This window comes from Streptomyces spinosus (assembly GCF_020400655.1).
Lineage (GTDB): Bacteria > Actinomycetota > Actinomycetes > Streptomycetales > Streptomycetaceae > Streptomyces > Streptomyces argyrophylli.
Window position 1 is genome coordinate 1 of the sequence record NZ_JAINRC010000033.1, and the last position, 18,720, is coordinate 18,720.

Genomic DNA, 18,720 nt, shown 5'->3' on the forward strand with positions numbered 1-18,720 from the left:
GCTGTCCACGCTGGCCGTGGCGGCCGGCGTGGCGATCGACAACGCCCGCCTGTACCAGGAGTCCCGGCTGCGGGAGCGGTGGCTGCGGGCGAACGCCGAGATCACGCACTGCCTGATGTCCGGCAGCGAACGCGCCGAGGCGCTGAGACTGATCGCGGAACGGGCCCGCGAGATCATGGGATCGGCGCTGGCGGCGGTCGCCCTGCCCATGCGGGACACCAAGTCACTCACGGTGGAGATCGCCGTGGGTGTGGACGCTTCGGTGCACCAGGGACTGGTGCTGCCCCTGTCGGGGACGCTGACGGGTCTCGCCTTCTCCGCAGCCGCTCCGGTCATCAGCGACGACGTGCGCCAGGACCAGCGGATCTCCCCCGAACCTCAGCGCTTCCACGGACTCGGCCCCGCCGTGGCCGTCCCGATCGGCACCGGGGAGGGCGGCGTACGGGGCGCGGTGCTGGTGGCCCGTGAAGCCGGCCGACCGGTGTTCACGGAACACGAGGCGGACATGCTGGGCGGATTCGCCGCCCAGGCCGCCATCGCCATGGAACTGGCCGAGCGCCGCGAGGACGCCGAACGCATCGCGGTGCTCCAGGACCGCGACCGGATCGCCCGCGACCTGCACGACCTGGCCATCCAGCGGCTCTTCGCCACCGGAATGACGCTGCAGAGCGCGGGCCGCTTCATCGAGCACCCGGAGGCGTCCGAGCGCGTCCTGCGGGCCGTGGACGACCTGGACGAGGCCATCCGGATCATCCGTGCTGCCATTTTCGGGCTGCGAGCGCACGAGGGCAGCGCCAAAGCCGGTCTGCGATCCCGGGTCGTGCGCATGGTCGGAGAGGAGGCCCCGGTGCTCGGATTCGCGCCCAGCGTGCGTATGGAAGGCCTCGTCGACACGGACGTGCCGCACGAGATCGCCGACCAGGTCGTGGCCGTCCTCTCCGAGGCACTCACCAACATCGCCCGGCACGCCCGCGCCGACCGGGCACAGGTCGTCCTGACGACCGACGGCCGCGAGGTCTCCCTGACGGTCTCGGACAACGGCGTCGGTATCCCGCCCTCCGGCCGGCGCAGCGGTCTGCGCGACATCGCCGAGAGGGCGGAACAGCTGGGAGGGCACCTCGATGTGTCCAGCCCTGACGAAGGCGGCTCCCTGGTGCGCTGGTGGGTGCCCCTTCCCCGTTCGTAGGCGACGGAACGGCGTGGCCGGGGGGCTCGGCAACGGGCCACTCGGCCCATGTCCGAACAGCGCTCTACGGTGCAGCCTAAAGGTGTCCCACTACGGCACCGTGCCCTGGAGGACGCCATGAGCGGCACTCACACCGTCGTGAACGACGTGATGACCCGCAGGGTCGTCGCCCTGCGCGCGGGAGCGGCCTTCAAGGACATCGTGCGGACCATGCAGGAGTGGCGGGTCAGCGCCCTGCCCGTACTGGACGACAGCGGACGCGTCGTCGGCATCGTCTCCGAGGCCGACCTGCTGCCCCAGGAGGAGTACGGCGAAGGCGGTCCGGATCGCGGGCTGATGCGGCACGCCCCCGACGTCGTCGAGGGTGATGCGGTGACCGCCGGCGACCTGATGACCGCTCCGGCCGTCACCGTGGCACCCGACGCCCCTCTCGCCCACGCCGCGCGCGTCATGGCCCACACCAGGGTCAAGCGGCTGCCGGTCGTCGGGCACGACGGCATCCTTGAGGGCATCGTCAGCCGGTCCGACCTGCTGAAGGTCTATCTCCGGGACGACGCGGACATCGCCGAAGAAGTACGGTGCGAGGTCGTCGCGCCGCTCATCGGCACGCACGCCGAAACCGTCCGGATCCAGGTCCGGGACGGCGTCGTGACTCTCACCGGCCGAGTGCGCGAGACGGCCGTGATACCGCTCGCCACCCGTCTCGCGCGCGCGGTGCCGGGCGTGGTGGACGTGCGCTGCGCCCTCACCGGCCCGCCACGCCATCCGGATCTCGACCCCGACCTGCCGGACTCCCGGCCGACGGCCCGCGCCTGAGGCTTGCTGCCGAGGACGTTACCCGGCGTCGGAGCCGGCGGCGGCAATCCGGCAGTCCACGCCCACGACCCCTTCCACGCCTCTGACCAGGCGTGCGGCCAGTGGAATCCGTGCGGCGTCCGCGACGCGGCCCGTCAGGGTCGCGACGCCGTCGCTGACGATGATGTGCACCGGCTCGACCGGCGCCGGGAAGAGCACGTCGATGATGTCCCGGCGGATCTCGTCCGCCAGATCGTTGTCGGGACGCAGGAACACCTTCAGCAGATCCCCGCGACTGACCACGCCTTCGAGGACGCCCTCGGCATTCACCACGGGCAGCCGCTTGACGTGCCGCAAGGCCATGATCCGTGCCGCCTCGGGGAGCGCGGCGTCGCCATGGACAGTGACGGCCGGGGTGCTCATCAGCTCCTCCGCGCGCACCGCCCCGGCCTTCGCCAGGTCGGGCAGCCGACGCAGTTGGGTGAACCGGTCGGGGTCGCTGTCCCGGAACTCCTCCTTCGGCAGCAGATCGGCCTCGGACACCACGCCGATCACCCGCCCGTCGCCCTCCAGCACGGGAAGGGCACTGACCTTCCACTTCTCCATGCGTTCGACGATGTCCTTGAACAGGGCCTTGCGGCCCACCGCCACGACGGCCCGCGTCATCACGTCACTCACCCGGTGCGGGCTGGTGTCCATGTTCTCCTCCCTCGGCCGTTCGGCCGGACGGAGCGGGTGCGCGGTCACACCAGGTCACCGCTGCCGTAGGGGGCGTACAGGTCGAGCAGCCGGACCCGGGTGGCGTGCAGCCGCTGGGCGACCACACATCCCACCCACACCGCCAGGGCCCGCCCGAACGCGGGGTCCTCGGCGCACATCGCGCGCACCGCCTCGGCGTCGAACTCCCAGGCCCGTACCGGAGTCATCGCCTCGGCGCCCAGGTGCCAGAAGTACGGCGGGAAGTGCCAGGACCAGCCGACCAGCTCGCCGTGCCCGAGCGACTCGACCACGGCCGGGCGTCGGCCGGGCACGTGCAGATCGAGGGCGACGGTTCCAGTGCGCACGATCCAGAAGCGGTCGGCATGCCGGCCTTCCTCGAACATGCGGGTCCCGGCCGCGAAGGAGACCTCGCGGGCGAGGCGCATCAGCCGTTCACGGTGCACGGGCTCAAGCGCCGTGCTCATGGTGGTCGCGGAACTCATCGCACCGGCTCCCTTCCTGGGCTGTCGATCCCAGCGTGCGCTCCCTCGGGGAGCCGGCGCCACGGGCCGCCGGACCCCGGACGTGGGCCTTTCGGCTCATACCGCGCCGGCGTTTCGCCGCGGCGGTGTCCGCAGACCCGATCCGTGCCGGCGCCACACACCGCAAGGAGCCGCCCCCGCGTATCGCCGTCGCCGTGGTCGGCGAGCGGTGCCGGTACGACGAGGGGGGCGGCCGGGGGTGCGTCCCGCCCGCGCGTGCGGGCGCGGAGAGGCGTCGCATCCGTGCTCCAGACCCCTCCCAGCCCCCGCTTCGCCGTGAGCGCCCGCGCCCCGGTGCCGCCCGCCCCTCCCACCGCTTCCGGGCCCCGACCTCCACAGACGATCCGAGGCGGCCATCGGCACGTCGTACCCGGACAGGTTCGCCGAACCGGGGAGCGCCGGCGGCGATCCGCTCGACAGCTCAAAGGGGGAACACCGGGCGAGCACGGCACGACGGGCGCCGAGGAGATCACCGAGACAGTCAGCTCCGAGGACCTGGACCCCCGGCCGCGCCTAGACCCCGGAGCCCCTCGCCGCACCTTCGCCCTGGAACGGGCGCGCCCGCCGTCCCGGCGCGGGACGAGGGTGCGGCCCAGATACGGCGCCCAGTGAACAAGGGGGACAGGGTGAACGCGCCCTGCTGGAAGTGATGGTGACGCCCACTCACGACAGCTGCCCGCACGATTGCCACCGGGGACCTCGCCGTCCGCGTGCCGTTCGCGCGCACCTGGTGTGGCTCGCCCAGCCCATCGCCGAGGCCCGCACCACGGTCCAGACCGCCCTCCTACCTGCCGGCGACGGGCGCCGCTCGTGCGCCTGGCCGGACGGCTTCGGCCGCCGTCCCGGCTCGCCCGTCTGCGCACGGCGCCGGAGGCCCCGGTATGACCGGGGTGCTCTGCGGTCTCGTGCGGGGGCGTTCTCCTGCCGGGGCCCGTCGGCGGGTTCCGGGGGTGGTCTCGTCTAGCACGGCTGGACTGGTGGTGTCCGCAGCGACGCGCCGTGGTCCCGGCAATGAGGAGGCGTCAGAATGTCACCTGAAAGGCCTAATAGTATGTCAATCCGCTTTTTGCCTGGCCCATATGACATGCCATCAGCTGACAGTGAAGGGGCGAAGAATACCCTGTTCGGAGCTGGAACCCGATCTACCGATATGCCCGCCATGTCGGAAGTAGGTAAGTTCATTCACGAGCCGGCCGAGGGGCCGGCGTCTCTCTGCGCGACAGGAGATAGTGAGATGAAGGTTCGTTCGACCGTAGTCACCGCCGTCGTGTCGGCTGCCGCCGCCGTGGCCGCGACCGGCATCACCTACGCCTCGGCCGCCTCCGCATCGGTGCCCCAGGAAGCCCCCGCCGCTGTCGCGGCCGTGACCGGCGGCAACGGCAACGGCAACGGCAACGGCAACGGTAACGGCAACGGCAAGGGCAACGAGGGCAACAACAGCAAGGGCAACGAGGGCCGCAACGAAGGCCGCGGCAACGAGGGCCGGGGCAACGACAACGACGAGGACAACGAGGGAGGACGCGGCGGGGAGGAGGGCCGTATCCAGGTCAACGAGCGCTCCTACTCCACCCACCCCGGTGACTGCATCACCGTGGTCAGCGGCCTGGGCGCCAAGACCCTGAACGTCCGCAACGAAAGCCGCAAGACCGTCGAGGTCTTCCGCGGCGCCGTCTGCGACAACGGCGCCCCCATCGCCACCGTCGGCCCGCACAGCTCCAGCTACGGCGTCAAGCCCGACTGCACCGAGGGCATCGACGTCGAGGACGGCGTCGTCGCCAGCTTCCGCGTCATCAAGCGTCACCACGACGAGTACTAGACCACGGCCCACCACACACACAGAGTGGAGCCCCGGCCCGCCGGAATCGGGCCGGGGTCCCATTTTGACCCATCCACGTGACACCCACCCCGCCCACCGACCCGCCGGGCGCGGATCCCGGGCGAGCCGCAGCCACCGCCCACACGGCCGCCCCTTCCCGTCCCCGGCCGCCCCACCAGCACCTTCGTGCCCACCGCTGTGCCCACAGCCCGCCACCCAGCAGCTGTCCGACCCGCGCTTTCCCGGCTCGCAAACGGGTGAGGAGTGACATGAGCATCCGCCTGGTCGAAGACAGGAGCGACGACACCTACATCCTGCACAGCCTCACCCTCACCCTCACCCCCGCGCTGCCCTGGCTCGGACACCAAGCCCGCTGGCAGATGCACGGCCACCTCAAAGAACCCGTCGACCTGACCCGGGTCACCTGCAACGTGATCACGAAATACGGGCCGGTCAAACTCCTCGAGCAGAACTACACACTGCCCGACCTCCTCAAAACCCTGGGCGCAACACTCTCCGGCAACCCCACACCACCCGCCGGACCATGGCAGCAGACCTGGCACCTCACACTCCCCGAAGCCATCCCCCTCGCCGAACTCCGCATCCTGCTCCGCGCCCGCACCCACACCGGACACAACTTCCTCGCCCTCGACATCGCCCTCAACTTCAGCCACAAATACCGCCCCACCACCACCAGCACAGCACGCTCACACCTACTCCAGGACTCACACCAACGCTGACCGAGATCAAGCGGATCGGCTGGCCCCGCAGGAGGCACAGAACCGGAGTCGGGCGGGCCAGATGCCACCCGAACGGCCTACACGCTCTCGCGCCGAACGAGCGCCGTTACCCCGTTCGGACCAAGCTTGATGAGAAGGCACGCCACCGCGTTCCCGTGACCTGTGCTCCACCGGGAGGCGTCATGGTCGTGATTGCTCTGCTCCTGCCGGTGCTGGTCGTGCTCATGCTGTTCGGGCTGGACGCCCTGGAGAACCTGTTGTTCCCCCGGCACACGGAACGGTCCCAGACCGACGCGGAAGAACACTGAAACCGCTTCGACCTGCCACACCGTCCAGGGCCCCCTGCCGTCGGCCGCCGCTGTCCCATCCGTCCCGCCGGCTCGGTCATCGCCCGCCGGCGGCGCGGTGTGCTCACACCGCCGTCGCCGTCCGGCCGTCGGGCTGTGCCGGTCCCGTCTGGTCCGTGCCGCACGCCGTGTCGTGGTCCCGCCGGAGCGCCGGTCTCCTCCCGTTCCCCGCCCGGGGCCGGCCGGGCGGTCAGCCCAGTGCGGTGCGGCGTGCGGTGTGTGCGGGCCGCCCGACTGCGGCGTACCAGACCAGGGCCGCACATATGAAGCCCGACGCCGCGGAGACCAGTGACCTTGTGAGGCTGTCGTTCCGTGCGCCGGAAACGAGCGCGACGGCCAGTGCCAGCGTCAGGGTGATGACGGACAGCGCTCGGGGGCTCCCTGTGGCGCCCGGCGCGGCGGCCGGAGGCAGCAGCCAGGTTGCGAGGCCGTACCAGGCACAGGCCAATAGTGTGGCCCCCAGCACTTCGCTGGGCCGGTGGCCGCCGTTGGTCGCGCTGTAGGCGGCGATGCAGGCGAGCCACAGGACACCGGCCGTGGCGACGTACGGGCGGACGCGGGGGGACACCACGAGGACGGCGGCGAGGGTCAGCGCGGCGGGGATGGCCGTGTGCCCGCTGGGGAAACCCTGATCAAGGAGATTCTCGGGTGCGCCCACCAGATCGGGGCGGGGCAGGTTCGATTTGAGCACCTCCTTGCCTCCGGTCGTGAGAATGACGACCCCGAGTGCCGCGCACCCCTGCCACCAGCACCGCCGCGCCAGGGTGAGGACCACGATGACGGCCAGGCCCACCATCAGGGTGGGCTTGGCGCTCAGTTCCAGCGGCGGCAGGGGCGTCGAGCCGTAGGCCGCTCCTGACAGGGGGTAGAGCCATGCTTCTTCGCCGCCCTGGTTACCGAGACCGAACAGGGCGTTCTCAGCTCGTTGCCCCCACGGGGTGCAGATGGCGAGCAGGTAGACCGTCAGGAACCCCAGGGCGTACAGCAGAGTCGGCACCCATGGCCGTGTCGTACGCGACAGGCTGGGGGCGTCCGGGGCCTGTCCTGAGGCGCCTGGTCGGTGCGCGGCCAGGGTCGGAGGATCGTGCTGAGTCATCGCTCTGTTTCCTCCGTTGAGGGGAGTGAGGTCACGCACGCCTGGTGGCACGACATGGACCGCCGGGCTCGGCCGGCCCACCGGGTGTCCGCTCCTATTCGGGGAGGGCCTGCCCCTGTCGGCGCTGGGCCGTGATCGCCAGGGCGGGGAGGGGCGCGATCAGCAGGAGGAGAACGACCAGGTCCGGAAAGGACTGCGTGAACGCGTCCGGCTGGACGACGATCGCCTGCGTGCGGACGATCGCGACCGCCGCGACGGGGATCAGCCACCGGTGGTCGCCGGTGGCCGCCGTCGCCACCCACGCGCCGAGCAGCGCGGCGGCCTCGATGACGAACAGGCCGCGCTGGAAAGTCGGACTGACGGAGATGATGTGCAGGCCCCCGGCCACGAACATGGCGAGCACGACGGGGGCCAGCCAGCGGTATGAGCGGCGTCGCAGACGGCCGGGTCGGCAGAGCGCCAGCACCGCGCACGCGGCGCACAGTGTCCCCGAGAGCGCCAGGTCACGGGCCGTTATCGGGGCGCCCAGCCCGTAGTAGCTCAAGCCCGCCTTGCCCTCGTCGCCGAAGACGGTGCGGCCGTGGGTCGTGGCGCCGGCCCAGATCATGGCTGCCGCGGCCGGCAGCGCGATCCACGCTCTGCCACGCAGCAGAGCGATCAGGCAGCCCAGCGGGAGCAGCCCGTAGGGCAGCAGCCGTATCCGCGTGGGACCCCCGGCCCACGGATACCAGCCGGAGAAGCGGAAGGCGATGGCGTGCTGTCCGGGGTCGATGTGCAGAGCCCAGTGCCACACATCCTGCAAGTACGGAACCAGAGCCAGCGCGGCGAGGGCCAGGGCGGCCAGATGGATTCCGTCCAGCCACCACGGCCGAGAGGCGTCGTCGACGGTGGCACGGGCGCGGGCCTGCACCCCGGCCCGCACCAAGGCGGCAACTTCCCGCGGCGGGGGCCAGGAGCGGCCGGGATACGCCTCGGCCAGGCAGGCCAGCACCTCCTTGCCCTGCCGGGAACGGTAGGACTCGGGATAGGCCGCAAGCAGCAGACGATTCATGCCGGGGCCGCCCCGGCGTTCCGTGAGCGTCCGATGACGACGGCCGCCGCCTGCTGCATCCTGAGCGCCTCCCGGCCGAGTGCCTCGGTGCCCTCCTCGGTGAGCCGGTAGTAGCGCCGCGCCCGCCCGTCCACGATCTCCTCATGGCCGGCGGCCACCAGCCCGGCCCGCTCCATCCGCTCCAGCGCGCCGTAGAGCGTGCCGACAGCGATCCGCAGCCGCCCGTGGGTGGCCTGCTCGGCAGCCTTGATGATGCCGTAACCGTGCAACGGGCCATCCATGAGCGCGGCCAGGATGAAGTACTGCGGTTCCGTCAAGGGCAGGTTCCGTCTGGTCATGGGACGAGCATATATCGAGGCGCGAAATATATCTGCCAGTCTCGAGTGATCACTCGCGTCCGAAGCCGGCGCGAGTCAGGTGGACGGATACTCCCGGCGGGGTCGGGCAGGGCCTGCACGACCAGGCGCGGGCACCGCTTCATGCCGGCGCCGTGCCGGGGCGTGAACGAGCGAGCCCGGCGGCCACCACGGGTTCGGCGGCCGCCCTGGCGTCGCTGACCGGCACCGGCCGGGCCCGGCAGCCGACCGGGCACGAGTGACCAGCGGCCTGTCCCGCCAGTAGAGCAGCGCCTTGACCGGGGGCCGCCGCGCCTGAGCGCTCCGCCTGGCCAACTGCTGCTCGGCGTTCAGGGTGTGGCCGCAAGCCGGGGGTGGCGCCGGCACCACCCCGCGATCGGGGGCTGGGTCGACTGCTTCCCGGGCGACCGCGGAGGAGAGTTGCCTTCATCACCAGGAGCCCGGCCGCAAGAGCCGAGGCCGGCGGCGGAACGGGGAGGCATGATGGGCAGTCGTACACGGCGGGAACTTCTCGGGGGTGCAGCGGCCGCTGCGGCGGGCAGTGTGGTCGGCAGTGGCCTTGGGCCCGGATACTCCACGGCCGCGGCACAGGCGAGCCGCTCGGCCGGCAAGGGCGGCGCGAGCGGGGCGACACCGTTCCTGACGGGGGCCTTCGCACCGGTCACCGAGGAGCTGACCGCCTTCGCCCTTGAGGTGACCGGCCGCATCCCGAAGGACCTGGACGGCCGCTACCTGCGCAACGGCCCGAACGCGCTGGGCCTCGAGGACGTCCGCGCCCACCACTGGATGCTCGGTGACGGAATGGTGCACGGAGTTCGGCTGCGCGGCGGACGAGCGGAGTGGTACCGCAACCGCTGGGTGCGCTCCTCGCAGGTGAGGGCGAAGCTGGGGGAGTCCGGTCCGGGCCAGGCACCGCCGGACGACTTCGCCTGCAACACGCACGTCATCCCGTACAAGGGGCGCATCCTGACGATGCAGGAAGGCGGGCCGCTGCCGTACGAGCTGGACGGTGAGCTCAACACCGTCCGCCCGTACGACTTCCGCTCCACGCTCGAGGGCGCCTTCACCGCGCACACCAAGTACGACACCGCGGCCGACGAGTTGCACGCGGTCGCGTACCACCCCACGTGGGACCATGTGCGGCACATCATGATCGACCGGACCGGCGAGGTGGCGCGGGCCACACGGATCCCCGTCGCGGACGCTCCGATGATGCACGACTTCGCGCTCACCGGGAAGTACGTGATCATCGTGGACGTACCGATCACCTTCGACGGTGCCGCCGCGGAAGCCGGCGCGGTGGTGCCGTACGTGTGGAACGACGGGCACCCCATGCGCATCGGTCTGTTGCCGCGCGCCGGCGGTACCACGCGCTGGTTCGACGTCGACCCGGTCTACTACTCGCACACCCTCAACGCCTACGACCAAGGCGATACCGTCGTGGTGGAGTACACCTCGTTCCCCGCCCCGTTCCACGTCGCCGGGCGGGGCACGGGCGGACCCTCAGCGACCGGTGCCCCGACGCTCGACCGCTGGGTGATCGACCTGCGAGCGAGCCGGGTACACAGCAGCAGGCTGGACGACCGTCCGCAGGAGTTCCCCCGCATCAACGAGACTCTGGTCTCGCACCGTCACCGCTACGCCTACACAGCGAGCACGGCCGAGATGTGGCGTGCGTACGAGACCGTCGACGGGCTGCTGCCGGACGAGAAGTTCACCAACTACCTGATGAAGCACGACATGCTGCGCGGCAGCAGGCAGGTCCATCGCTTTCCCGCGGACGCGGCGGTCAGCGAGCCGGTGTTCGTTCCGCGGCGCGGCGCGCGGGACGAGGACGACGGCTACGTCCTGTCGTACGTGAACGACCCCGAGCGTGGCGCGACCGACCTGTTCATCCTCGCGGCCCAGGACTTCGGCGGCCACCCGCTGGCCCGCGTCCACCTCCCCGGCCGTGTGCCGCTGGGCTTCCACGGAAGCTGGGTCGCGGACGCGTAGAAGGCCTCATCACGGCGAGGACGTCGCCTTCGAGTGCCGGACCGCGGAGTTCGCCTGCCGGGTCCCGCCCGTCCCGCGCCGCTCGTCACACGACGGCCCACTGCTTCGGCACCACTGGTTCGTGAGCTACCCGTCGAGCGGCCGAACCGGAGCCTTCGGCAGGTGTGTCCACCCGTCCCACGCCCCCGGTATCGGATCGGGATCGCGTCGGGAACCCGCTCCGGCACTCTCAAGTCATCGGAAGGCGGGGCCCGATGGGGAACCGTCCGAAGGACAGGGAGACCGTGGTGACCAGGATCGTACTGATGTCGGGCAGTCTGCGGCGCGGCTCGGTGAACAGCACCGCCGTCGCGACGATCGGCCGACTGCTGGCGCGTCGGGGCGCGCAGGTGCGCACTCCGCTGCTGGATCTGCGGACTCTGCCGTACTACGACCAGGACCTCGACACCGCCGACGGCCCGGCCGCGGTGGCACGGGCGCGGCGGCTGCTCGGATCGGCGGACGCCCTGGTGATCAGCACCCCCTCCTACAACGGAGGCGCTCCGGGTGTCCTGAAGAACGCCCTGGACTGGCTCTCCCGGCCGTGGGGCGACAGCGCCCTCACCGGCTTGCCGACGGCGCTGATGAGTGCGTCACCCGGGCCCCGCGGTGCGGCGGACGCCCAGCCGGGACTGCGGGTGAACCTCGAACGCTCCGGAGCGGTCCTCATCGACCACCGGCCCCTCGCGCTCGGAGACGCGGAAGCCCTGCCGCGTACGGACCAGGGGTTCACCGATCCGTCGGTCCTCGCCCTGCTGGAGGAACTGGCCGAGGCCGTATGGGAGGCCCGGCGCGGAGCGGCCGACGCCGAGGTGATCCGCCCGGCCGGTGACGGTGGGCTGCACCCCGCGGTCGTCGCCTGAGACCGCCGCTCCCGGCGCGGCGCCGTGACACGCCGCGCCCCTCACAGACTTGCCCCCTGCATGGCGCCCACAAGGCACGTGCCGGTGGCAGGAACGTCCGTCCGGCCATGGACGGCACTTCGCTTCGGCACCACGTCACGTGGAGCCCGGATTCAGGAAGGGGGGTGCCCCGCATGACGAAGCTCGTCCGCCGCGTGACCCGCGCCGCCATCTGAGGCGCCCTGTCAGTTCCCTTGCCACGAGGTAAGAATGCGAAGGAGGTGCAGTCCCATGACGAAGCTCGTCCGCCGCGTGACCCGCGCCGCCATCTGATGCGTCCTCACCCTGTAGCGCAGTGAGGATTCGCCCCCTGGGGCCGGGTCACCCCAGCCCCGGGGGGCACGTCCACGTTCGCGCGGCGCGGCTCGTAACCCGCAGGCGCGGCCATCTTTGTTGCTTCTCATTCCCTTGCTCACTTTTTTGTTGCCGCTTCAGCCCGTCCGACAGGAGTGGAGTCTCACCATGGAGATCCCCGAGATCCCCGAACGGGTCACACGGATCGTCAGCCTGCCCGGCCGCGGGCTCTTGGCCTGTGACGTCCGCGGTGGCCTGCACCGCCTCGACCACGACCTGACCCTGCGCCGGTCGTCCGGTCTGCCCGCCGTGGCGCAGGACCCGGCCGGCTGCCCGGTGTACGGTGTCGCCCTCGTCGGCGACTGGATCATCACCCGGGACAAGACCGGCACCATCTGCCGCTGGCACGCCGACACGCTGCGCCTGGCCGACCGCCTGGACGCCCGCGCCACCGCCGACCGCTCCCTGCTGCTGGAGGGCGAACAGCCGTCTCCCACGATGCTGCGCGGCATCGGCGTGTGGAACGGCAAGGCGTACGTGGACAACGGGTACTTCCAGGTCGTCGTACTGGACGTCGAGACCTTCGCCGTGGAGCGCATCGTCCCCTGGCCCCACGGCTACGACATGCTCGAATGGTTCTGCACCGACGCCCCGGGCGTACACGCCGTCGCCGACCGGCACGGGTGCGTGCACCTCGGCTCGCTGGAGGAGTGGTCGTTCCCCACCACGGTGCGCATCGACACCTCCAACGTGCACCGCGTCGTCTACGACGCCCGGCACCACCGCTTCTGGGCCATCGGCGACGCCGGCATCGGCGACACCCACAACGTCTCCAACGGCGTGGTCACCATCGGGCTCGACGGCACGGTCGACCAGCGCATGCACTTCGCCCGCAACGACGTCGAAGGACTCGTCTTCTCACCGGACTTCACCACCGCCTACATCGGCGGCTTCGACGGGGAACTGCTCCTGTTCGACAACACCACCCCCGAACTGACCGTCCGCAAGCGGGTCACCGGCTTCAGCCACCAGATCATCGACGTCACCATCGACGAGGAGGGGCGCGTCTACACCCTCACCCAGGACGGCGAGATCACGGCGCTGTCCCCCGAGGGCGAGATGCTGCACCGGCTCGGCTACTCCCGCCAGTGCGTATGGGACCTGCGTCCGCTGCCCGGCGACCCCACCACCGTCCTGGCCGCCACCGACGACGGAACCGCCGTGGTGCGCCTCGACACCCGCGGCGAGCACGCCCGGCTGGACCTGGTCGACGAGTATCACGGCGCGCCGGGCTTCGCCCGCCGGGCCGAGCCGTGTGGCGACGACCGGGTGGCGATCTTCTGGCCCGACACGGTGCGCCGGTTCACCGCCGACGGCACCACCGTGTGGGAGGCCCGCCTGCCCGGCATCGTCCACACCGTCTCGGTCTCGCCGGACCACGGCCGCGTCCTGGTGGCCTGCAACGCCGGCGGCTTCGAGTTCGACGCGGCCACCGGCCGGCAGCTGCTGCACGTGGACGATCTGCCCGCGAGCGCGTGGGCGTCGGCCTATCTGCCGGACGGCCGACGGGTGCTGGGCTGCCGTACCGGCCGGCTCGCGGCCTACGACGGGAGCGGTTCCGTCTCCTGGGAGACGGAACTGGAGAGCTACCCCAAGCGGCTGCTGGTCGACGGCGACCGGCTGTGCGTCACCGGGGGCGGCGGTGTCAAGGAACTGGTCGTCGGCGAGGACAAGCCGCGGCGGCAGTTCGTGGAACTGCTCGACAACACGGCCGAGAACTGCGCGCTGATCGACGGCACGATGTGCGTGGTCACCTACGGCATGCAGATCGCCGCCTACGATCACGGCAGCGGCGAACTGCTCGCCCTGCACGAGGACTTGCCCGACTTCCCCAAGGGGATGACCGCACTGCGCGGCGACGACGGCCGGGCGTACGTGGTGGTCGGCGGCCGGGGCGGCTACCTGCGCCTGTACCGGCTGGACCGCAGCGGCGAGGGTCCGGTGCTGACCGTACTGCGCGACCTGTGGCTGCCGCGCTCCTCCGGCGCCCGTCCCTTCCCCGCCGCGGCCGGCCCCGCCCAGCTGTGACCACGGCCGGCCGGACGCGCACCGGGCACGGCACCGCCCGCGGCGACGAGGTGGTGGAGCCCTCCCCGTTCACCGAGCGTCCCTTCCTCGTCTTCGCCGCCGGGAACGCCGTCAACAACGTCGGCGAGGCCCTCTACGCGACCGCGCTGCCGCTGCTGGCGTACCGGCTGACCGGCTCGCTGACGGTGATGGCGTGGCTGGCCGCCGCCGTGCCGATGAGCATGCTCCTCGCCCCCTGGTTCGGTTCGGTGGCCGACCGGCGCGGCACGTCCGGCCTCGTCCTGTACGGGCTGCTCGCGCAGGCGTCGGCGGCCCTGGCGATGAACCTGATGCTGTGGAAGGGCCATCCGCAGACCTGGACGCTGTTCGTGTGCGCCCTGGTGGTGGCGGCCGGCGGGGTCGCCTACCGGACCGGCTGGATGACGGACGTGCCAGTGATGTTCCCGCGCTGCCCGGCGCGGGCCCGCGGCACCCTCAACAGCCTGTTCCTCGCCACCACCCTGGCCGGGCCGGTCCTGGTCGCGGCGACCCTGCCGTGGCTCGGCTACCTGGGCGTGCTGTGGCTGAACCTGCCGACGTTCTTCGCACCGCTGGCGGTGTGGGCGGCGGGCGTGCGCCCGCCGCGCCGCGCCGCCGGGGGCGCCGGGCGGCGCGAGCCGGCGCGGCTGCGCAAGGTCTGGCACGACGTCACCGCCGACCGGCGCATCGCCGTCACGCTCGTCCTGCAGATGGTGCTGGAGGCCGTTTGCGGCACCGGCCTGACGTCCCTGGTCCTCTTCGAACTGCGCCACTCGTGGCGGCTGTCCGGGCAGCAGGCCGGCTGGGTCGTCGCCGCAGTCAACCTGAGCCTGCTGACCGGCAACCTGCTCGTCTCGCAGCGCCGACGGCTGCGCCCCAGGACGCTGCTGCCCGTGGCCCTCGCCGCCCGCGCGGTGTCCCTGGCCCTGCTGGCGTTGCCGGTGTGGCCGTTGTTCCTCACCGCACTGGTCCTCGGAGCCGTCGCCCAGGGCGCGCTGCTGGCCGCCGTGGTGATGCTGCGGGTGCGCTACCTGCCGCAGGCCGTCATGGGCCGCGCCTCGGGCCTGATGTGGCTGCTGACCGGATCCGCCGCGCTGCTGTCCCCTGTTGTGATCCCCCCGCTCGACCATGTTGCGGGCCCGCACGCCACGTTCCTGGCGCTCGGCGCCGTCTCGTCGGTGGTGATGGTCCACCTGCACCGCGCCCGCACCGCCTGGACCCCGACGAACCCGGCGACGACCGAGCCGGCCTAGGAGGAGGAAGACATGCCCCACATATCCGGCGACACCCGCACCACTGGCCTCCGGTCCCCCTCCGTGTCCGGGCCTCGGCACCGCGACGGCGCCGGTGACCCGCCGCCGCGGGCGGAGGTGCGCCAGAGCGTGCGTATCCCCCTCTACCCGGCGACCGGAGAGCCGATCACCGCCCGGGTCATGACCTTCCGCGGACTGGTGGACGGGCGTGAGCACCTGGCGCTGCGCCTGGGGACCGTCCAGGACGGCGTGCCGCTGGTGCGGGTGCACTCCGAGTGCCTGACCGGCGACGTGTTCGGCTCCGCCCGCTGCGACTGCGGCCCCCAGCTGCGCGAGGCCCTGCGCATGATCGACACCGCCGGCGGGCTGCTGCTGTACCTGCGACAGGAAGGGCGCGGCATCGGTCTGTACAACAAGCTCGACGCGTACGGGTTGCAGGACCGCGGCCTGGACACCTACGAGGCCAACCGGGCCCTGGGACTGGGCGAGGACATGCGCGACTACGCGGCGGCCGCGCAGATGCTGTTCGCCCTCGGCCACGAAGAGATCGACCTGCTCACCAACAACCCCAACAAGTGCGAGCAGCTGCGCCGTTACGGCATCCGGGTGCGGCGCACCGTCGCCACGGGCGTCTTCGTCAATCCGCACAACACCGGCTACCTGACGGCGAAGGTCGCCCGCACCTCGCACACCATCCGACTGGAGGAGTCAGCGTGATACGCCATCACGGGCCGATCAGCGGCGTCGCGGCCTTCGGCGGCGCGTACGTGGCCACGGCCGGCTACGACAACCAGGTCATCCTGTGGGACGCGGCGGCGCGTGCGCCGCTCGCCCGCGCGGTCCACGACCACCTGGCCAACCAGGTCGCCTTCAGCCCCGACGGGACGCTGCTGCTGACCTCGTCGAGCGACTACACCGCCCGGCTGTGGTCGGTGCCCGACCTGAAGCTGCGGGCCGTCCTGAGCGACCACAAGGACGACGTGGAGATGTCCGTCTTCCACCCCACCCGGGACCTGGTCGCCACCGCCTCCCGGGACCACCTGGTGCGGGTGTACGACCTCACCGGCACGCTGGTGGCCCGGTTCGAGGGACACACGGCCGACGTCATCTCCGTCGCCTGGCTGGGGGAGGGCGACGAACTGCTGACCTCCAGCGACGACGGCACCGTCAAGCGCTGGTCCCTGGCGGCCGGCGGCATGGTCGGCGAGGTCGACCTCGGTGGTGTGGAGACCGACACCATCGCGATCACCCGGGCCGGCGTGGTGTACGCGGGCAACGACGACGGCGAGATCATCACCATCGCCGACGGCCGCACCGGCAAGGCCCCCGCCCACGAGGCCGGCATCAAGCGACTGGTGTACAACGCGGCCACGGAGTCCCTGGTCAGCCTCAGCTACGACCGCACTCTGCGGGTGTGGGACGCCTCCGACGCGGACGCCGGGCTCCGGCTCACGCACACCGCCGAGTTCCCCGCCGAGGTGTGGGCCCGCTCATGCGCCTTCCTCGACGACTCCACGCTCGTCTTCGGCACCTTCGGCTCGTCCTACGCCGTGTACCGCGTCACCGACGGCACGTGGGACCTGACGGGAGTGGAGCCCACCGCGTGCGTCAACGCCGTCGTCACCACCGCCGACGGCGCGGTCTGGACGACCGGCGACGCCGGGATCGTATGGGTCGACGGACAGCAGCGCGCCGCCACCGGAAGCCTGTGCAACTTCCTCGTGGAGGTCGGCGGCCGTGTCCTGACCGGCGGCCAGCTCGGCCGGGTCTTCGACGCCCGCGACGGCCGCGTCCTGCACCAGCACCGCTCACCGCTGAACTGCGCGGCCGCGTTCACCCGCGACGGTGTGCCGCACGTGGTGGTCGGCGCCTACACGGGAGAGGGCCTGGTGTTCGCCGTCCGCGAGGGCGAGGACCCCGAGCACGTCGCGACGCTGCCGCTGCACACCAACGCGGTCAAGGGTGTCGCGGTCTCCGGTGACACGCTGTTCGCCGTGTGCGCGGACGCCTCGGTGTCCTGGTTCTCCCTGGAGACGTTCACCGAGACCGGCCGCGTCGACGAGGCCCACGCGCGCATCGCGAACGGCTGCGCCCCGCTGCCCGGCGGCCGCTTCGCCAGCGTCAGCCGGGACCTGACCCTGCGGATCTGGGACGGCCGCACCAGCCGCACCGTGCCCACGCCGCACGACCACTCCGTCAAGTGCGTCGCCGCCTCCACGGACGGCCGCCTGGTGGCGACGGGATCGTACGCGGGCGCGGTGGCCGTGTACGACGTGACCACCGGGGACTGGCCGCACGTATGGCGGCCCACCACGGCGGGCATCTCCAGCCTGCACTACGACGCCGCCCGCGGCCGGTTCCTCGCCTCCTCCTACGACGGCCGGGTCTACCCGCTCCAGCCGCAGCCGGAGCCGGCCCCATGACCACGGCCGACACCCTCGCGGTCAACCCCAACGAACTGGACGATCGCACGGCGATGGGGCTGCCCGCGGCCTTCACCGACCGCGTCGACCAGGACCGGCTGCGGCAGCTGACCCGCTCGCTCGCGGGCAAGGACCCGCGGGAGCTGGCCGCGCGGGTGGCCGACCCGGAGGCCGACTGGCTGCTCCGGCTGGCCGCGGGCCGACTCCTCGCACTGCTGGGCGATCCCCGCATCGACCCGGAGGCACCGGCGATGGCGGACGTCCCGGCCGCCCGGGTGCGGTTGGGTCTGGCGGCCGACCGGGTCGACGCCGTCGCCGCCGCCTGGCGGCACGTGGGCGTCACGCGCGCGTGGATCGCGAAGGAGGCACCGGAGTACGACGCCGACATCGCCGCCTTCCGCATCGCCCGCTACCCCGTCACCAACGAGGAGTACCGGCTGTTCCTGACCGAGAACCCGCAGGCCGGGCTGCCCACCTCCTGGCGCTTCGGCGTGTACCCCGCCCACCTGGCCAACCACCCGGTGTGGAGCGTGTCCCCGCAGGACGCCGACGCGTACGCGGCCTGGCTCGCCCGTCGCACCGGGCGGCTTTTCAGGCTGCCGACCGAGGCGGAATGGGAGTACGCGGCCTCGGGCGGTGACGGGCGGGCCTACCCGTGGGGCGAGGAGCCCGGCGAGGACCTGGCCAACACCGTGGAGTACGGGCCCCTGGCCACCACCCCGGTCGGAATGTACCCGGCAGGACGCAGCCCGTTCGGCGCGTACGACATGGCCGGCAACGTCGAGGAGTACGTCGCCGACGACTACCGTCCCTACCCGGGCGGTCAGTACGTCGACGACGACCTGCACGCGGACACCGACACCACCTACCGGGTGGCCCGCGGTGGCAGCTTCACCCGGTACGCGGACCTCGCCCGCTGCCGCCGCCGGCACGGCTGGTACCGGCGCGACATCTACGCCATGGGCTTCCGCCTCGCCGAAACCCCGCCCGCCCCGGGCGTCGCGGCGGGGTGAGGGTGGTGAGCCGCCATCCGTGCCCGGTGCCGCGCAGGGCGGCGGTGCGCAGGGGGCCGCCGTGACC

The 18,720-nt window shown here is 71.8% G+C and carries 17 protein-coding genes; 12 read left to right on the top strand and 5 right to left on the bottom strand.

Going from position 1 to position 18,720, the window contains the following annotated elements; translation table 11 throughout:
* Both LG395_RS38955 and LG395_RS38960 read left to right on the top strand, forming a co-directional pair.
* Positions 1-1,186: GAF domain-containing sensor histidine kinase (locus tag LG395_RS38955; RefSeq protein WP_225814050.1), on the top strand; the 1,186-nt coding region annotated here is incomplete at its 5' end.
* Between the two features lie 117 nt (positions 1,187-1,303).
* A complete protein-coding gene (locus LG395_RS38960; protein ID WP_225814052.1) occupies positions 1,304-2,002 on the top strand; it encodes a CBS domain-containing protein in 699 nt (232 codons plus the stop codon).
* Positions 2,003-2,020: 18 nt separating this feature from the next.
* Here the strand turns inward: LG395_RS38960 and LG395_RS38965 are convergent, their stop codons facing one another.
* A complete protein-coding gene (locus LG395_RS38965) occupies positions 2,021-2,680 on the bottom strand; it encodes a CBS domain-containing protein (protein WP_171150063.1) in 660 nt (219 codons plus the stop codon).
* Between the two features lie 44 nt (positions 2,681-2,724).
* The gene (locus LG395_RS38970; protein ID WP_171150062.1) at positions 2,725-3,183 is read right to left on the bottom strand and encodes a cyclic nucleotide-binding domain-containing protein; all 459 of its coding nucleotides are present in this window, start codon (positions 3,181-3,183) and stop codon (positions 2,725-2,727) included.
* Between the two features lie 1,273 nt (positions 3,184-4,456).
* On the opposite strand from LG395_RS38970, the gene LG395_RS38975 reads away from it, so the two are divergent.
* The 3 genes from LG395_RS38975 to LG395_RS41380 all read left to right on the top strand — a co-directional run bounded on the left by LG395_RS38975 (position 4,457) and on the right by LG395_RS41380 (position 6,086).
* Positions 4,457-5,038, top strand: coding sequence for a hypothetical protein (locus LG395_RS38975; RefSeq protein ID WP_225814054.1), 582 nt, complete (start codon positions 4,457-4,459; stop codon positions 5,036-5,038).
* A gap of 269 nt (positions 5,039-5,307) precedes the next feature.
* Positions 5,308-5,778, top strand: coding sequence for a hypothetical protein (locus LG395_RS38980; RefSeq protein WP_225814056.1), 471 nt, complete (start codon positions 5,308-5,310; stop codon positions 5,776-5,778).
* A gap of 182 nt (positions 5,779-5,960) precedes the next feature.
* Positions 5,961-6,086, top strand: coding sequence for a hypothetical protein (locus LG395_RS41380; protein ID WP_263983595.1), 126 nt, complete (start codon positions 5,961-5,963; stop codon positions 6,084-6,086).
* A gap of 229 nt (positions 6,087-6,315) precedes the next feature.
* Here the strand turns inward: LG395_RS41380 and LG395_RS38985 are convergent, their stop codons facing one another.
* The 3 genes from LG395_RS38985 to LG395_RS38995 all read right to left on the bottom strand — a co-directional run bounded on the left by LG395_RS38985 (position 6,316) and on the right by LG395_RS38995 (position 8,610).
* A complete protein-coding gene (locus tag LG395_RS38985; RefSeq protein WP_225814058.1) occupies positions 6,316-7,221 on the bottom strand; it encodes a phosphatase PAP2 family protein in 906 nt (301 codons plus the stop codon).
* A gap of 94 nt (positions 7,222-7,315) precedes the next feature.
* Positions 7,316-8,272, bottom strand: a complete 957-nt coding sequence (locus LG395_RS38990; protein ID WP_225814060.1) for a hypothetical protein — start codon at positions 8,270-8,272, stop codon at positions 7,316-7,318.
* Positions 8,269-8,610, bottom strand: a complete 342-nt coding sequence (locus LG395_RS38995; RefSeq protein WP_171150057.1) for a PadR family transcriptional regulator — start codon at positions 8,608-8,610, stop codon at positions 8,269-8,271. Before LG395_RS38995 ends, LG395_RS38990 begins: the two co-directional genes overlap by 4 nt.
* Positions 8,611-9,111: 501 nt before the next feature.
* Between LG395_RS38995 and LG395_RS39000 the strand changes: the two genes are divergently transcribed.
* The 7 genes from LG395_RS39000 to LG395_RS39030 all read left to right on the top strand — a co-directional run bounded on the left by LG395_RS39000 (position 9,112) and on the right by LG395_RS39030 (position 18,653).
* Positions 9,112-10,623: a carotenoid oxygenase family protein gene (locus LG395_RS39000; RefSeq protein WP_225814062.1), complete on the top strand. Its 1,512-nt coding sequence runs from the start codon at positions 9,112-9,114 to the stop codon at positions 10,621-10,623.
* Positions 10,624-10,910: 287 nt separating this feature from the next.
* The gene (locus LG395_RS39005; RefSeq protein WP_225814064.1) at positions 10,911-11,525 is read left to right on the top strand and encodes an NADPH-dependent FMN reductase; all 615 of its coding nucleotides are present in this window, start codon (positions 10,911-10,913) and stop codon (positions 11,523-11,525) included.
* A 501-nt stretch (positions 11,526-12,026) separates the two neighbouring features.
* A complete protein-coding gene (locus LG395_RS39010; protein WP_225814066.1) occupies positions 12,027-13,946 on the top strand; it encodes an outer membrane protein assembly factor BamB family protein in 1,920 nt (639 codons plus the stop codon).
* Positions 13,943-15,217: an MFS transporter gene (locus LG395_RS39015; protein ID WP_225814068.1), complete on the top strand. Its 1,275-nt coding sequence runs from the start codon at positions 13,943-13,945 to the stop codon at positions 15,215-15,217. Before LG395_RS39010 ends, LG395_RS39015 begins: the two co-directional genes overlap by 4 nt.
* A 129-nt stretch (positions 15,218-15,346) precedes the next feature.
* The gene (locus LG395_RS39020) at positions 15,347-15,934 is read left to right on the top strand and encodes a GTP cyclohydrolase II (RefSeq protein WP_372463525.1); all 588 of its coding nucleotides are present in this window, start codon (positions 15,347-15,349) and stop codon (positions 15,932-15,934) included.
* A complete protein-coding gene (locus LG395_RS39025; protein WP_225814070.1) occupies positions 15,931-17,640 on the top strand; it encodes a WD40 repeat domain-containing protein in 1,710 nt (569 codons plus the stop codon). Before LG395_RS39020 ends, LG395_RS39025 begins: the two co-directional genes overlap by 4 nt.
* Positions 17,637-18,653, top strand: coding sequence for a formylglycine-generating enzyme family protein (locus LG395_RS39030; RefSeq protein ID WP_225814080.1), 1,017 nt, complete (start codon positions 17,637-17,639; stop codon positions 18,651-18,653). The genes LG395_RS39025 and LG395_RS39030 overlap by 4 nt, the downstream gene beginning before the upstream one ends.
* Positions 18,654-18,720 lie beyond the last annotated feature (67 nt).